This is a genomic window from Chitinophaga costaii (assembly GCF_900094705.1).
GTDB classification, from domain to species: Bacteria; Bacteroidota; Bacteroidia; order Chitinophagales; family Chitinophagaceae; genus Chitinophaga; species Chitinophaga costaii.
Map to the genome: position 1 here is coordinate 1 of NZ_FMAR01000039.1, position 3,334 is coordinate 3,334.

The window sequence follows — 3,334 nt, forward strand, 5'->3', positions numbered from 1 at the left end:
TTTCAAATAAATATGGCAGCTACCTACTCTCCCGCATGATTGCGCAGTACCATCGGCCATGAGGGGCTTAACTTCTCTGTTCGGAATGGGAAGAGGTGAACACCCTCGGCAAAACCACCATAAGATCTTAATTCAATTCACTCGCTTTTATGAGAAATTGATATATCTTCTGATTGTGAACTCTAGGCTACAGCAAGGTTTGAGTATCATGATGACACAACAAATCCATCCTGCGCAAATGTTTTACCGTTCACGCTAATAATTTACATATTGGGAAGTTGTCTTACTGGACCTATAAGGCCTATCATAAAAAAATAAAATTAAAGCTTACGGGCAATTAGTATTACTCGGCTTCGATGTTACCACCCTTACACCTGTAACCTATCAACGTCGTAGTCTCCGACGGCCCTTAAAAGTAAACTCATCTTGAGGTAAGTTTCACGCTTAGATGCTTTCAGCGTTTATCTTGCCCGTACATAGCTACTCTGCACTGCACCTGGCGGCACAACAGATACACCAGCGGTACGTACGACCCGGTCCTCTCGTACTAAGGTCATGTCCTCGCAATTTACTAACGATCACAACAGATAGGGACCGAACTGTCTTGCGACGTTCTGAACCCAGTTCACGTGCCACTTTAATCGGCGAACAGCCGAACCCTTGGGACCTTCTCCAGCCCCAGGATGTGACGAACCGACATCGAGGTGCCAAACCTCCCCGTCGATATGAGCTCTTGGGGGAGATCAGCCTGTTATCCCCGGAGTACCTTTTATCCTTTGAGCGATGGCCCTTCCATACGGAAACCACCGGATCACTTTAGCCAGCTTTCGCTCCTGCTCGGCGTGTCAGCCTCACAGTCAAGCACCCTTTTACTAATGCGCTCTGCGTACGATTACCAACCGTACTGAGGGTACCTTTGCGAGCCTCCGTTACTTTTTAGGAGGCGACCACCCCAGTCAAACTACCCACCAAACAATGTCTCCTCTTGCGAGGATTAGACTCTAAATAACAGAAGGTTGGTATTTCAACGTTGACTCCTCAACTCCTAGCGAAGCTGATTCATAGTCTCCCAACTATCCTACACATCTGGCATTCAAAATCAATGTTAAGTTGTAGTGAAGGTTCACGGGGTCTTTCCGTCCCGTTGCGATTAACCGGCATCTTCACCGATACTACAATTTCACCGAGCTCGTGGTAGAGACAGTGTCCAACTCATTAGACCATTCGTGCAGGTCGGAACTTACCCGACAAGGAATTTCGCTACCTTAGGACCGTTATAGTTACGGCCGCCGTTTACTGGGGCTTCAGTCAGAAGCTTTGGATTGCTCCGAACATCCTTCCTTAACCTTCCAGCACCGGGCAGGTATCAGGCTCTATACGTCATCTTGCGATTTTGCAGGGCCCTGTGTTTTTGTTAAACAGTTGGTTGGACCATTTTACTGAGACCACCCAGAAGGTGGTACGCCTTATCCCGAAGTTACAGCGTCAATTTGCCTAGTTCCTTTACCACGGATCACTCGAGCACCTTAGGATATTCTCCTCGACTACCTGTGTCGGTTTACGGTACGGGCTGCAATAACCTAACCTTAGAGGGTTTTCTTGGAAGTCTGTTTAGGGACACTATCAACGCGGCCGAAGCTTTGCTGTACTATCAGGTTCATCACCTTCTGCGGATTTGCCTACAGATGGTATAACTACACCCTTTAACGCACTATTCCGTAAGTGCGCGGTCCTTTCACTACTCCGTTACCACATCGAAATTATTGCAGGTACTGGAATATTCACCAGTTTGCCATCAGCTGCGCCTCTCGGCTTTGCCTAAGGACCCGACTAACCCTGATCCGATTAGCGTTGATCAGGAACCCTTAGTCTTGCGGTGATAAGATTTTTCATCTTATTTATCGTTACTTATGCCTACATTTTCTTTTCTAAACGCTCCAGCATATCTCGCGATACACCTTCAATGCAGTTTAGAATGCTCCCCTACCGATAAGTCCAATAAAGGACTATCCTAAAGCTTCGGTTGTATGTTTGATGCCCGATTATTTTCCGTGCCCAAAACCTCGACCAGTGAGCTGTTACGCACTCTTTAAATGAATGGCTGCTTCCAAGCCAACATCCTGGCTGTTATAGGGTTTGAACTGCGTTTGTTCAACTTAACATACGATTAGGGACCTTAGCTGTTAGTCTGGGTTATTTCCCTCTCGGCCACGGACCTTAGCGCCCGCAGCCTCACTCCCGTAGAATATATCATAGCATTCGGAGTTTATTAGGGTTTGGTAGGCGGTGAAGCCCCCTAGCCCAATTAGTAGCTCTACCTCTATGATACCTCTGTTATACGAGGCTGTTCCTAAAAACATTTCGGGGAGAACGAGCTATCTCTCAGTTTGATTGGCCTTTCACCCCTATCCACAGGTCATCCCATAGCTTTTCAACGCTAATGGGTTCGGTCCTCCAGTTTGTGTTACCAAACCTTCAACCTGCCCATGGATAGATCACAAAGTTTCGCGTCTACCCCCACTGACTATAACGCCCTGTTAGGACTCGCTTTCGCTACGGCTCCGTTATTGATAGAACTTAACCTCGCCAGTGAAGTGTAACTCGTAGGCTCATTATGCAAAAGGCACGCCGTCACCCAATAATGGGCTCCGACCGCTTGTAAGCGCACGGTTTCAGGTACTATTTCACTCTCCTGTTCGGAGTACTTTTCACCTTTCCCTTACGGTACTGGTTCACTATCGGTCTTTAGGGAGTATTTAGCCTTTCCAGATGGTGCTGGCAAATTCACACAAGATTTCTCCGGTCTCGCGCTACTCAGGATACTACACGTCTATCACAATTTCTGTCTACAGGACTTTCACCTGCTATGGTGTATCTTTCCAGATACTTCAACTTGATGTGACTTTCTAAAAGTAGTCCTATAACCCCGGTACAGCACGCCATACCGGTTTGGGCTCTTCCCCGTTCGCTCGCCACTACTTAGGGAATCATTTAATTATTTTCTTTTCCTGCAGGTACTTAGATGTTTCAGTTCTCTGCGTTGGCCTCCTTTCCAGGATAATACGTCTTCAACGTACTGGGTTGTCCCATTCGGATACCTACGGATATATCGCCTGTTTGCGGCTCCCCGTAGCTTTTCGCAGCTTACCACGTCCTTCTTCGCCTCCTAAAGCCTAGGCATTCACCATGCGCCCTTATTCGCTTTAAATATTTTATATTATTTATTCTATGACCAATACTGTCTGATCATGTATCTCTACCTAATCAAGTATTGTATAAAACAACTTGTTTTCCCAATATGTCAAAGAACTTTTTCTCTATTAACCCTGCCGAT

Annotated in this window: 2 rRNA genes; both read right to left on the bottom strand. The window is 46.6% G+C overall.

From position 1 onward, the window contains the following. Window positions 1-10: 10 nt before the first annotated feature. Window positions 11-122: ribosomal RNA gene (rrf, locus tag GA0116948_RS20750) — 5S ribosomal RNA — on the bottom strand. A 195-nt stretch (window positions 123-317) separates the two neighbouring features. Then, window positions 318-3,208: ribosomal RNA gene (locus GA0116948_RS20755) — 23S ribosomal RNA — on the bottom strand. Window positions 3,209-3,334 lie beyond the last annotated feature (126 nt).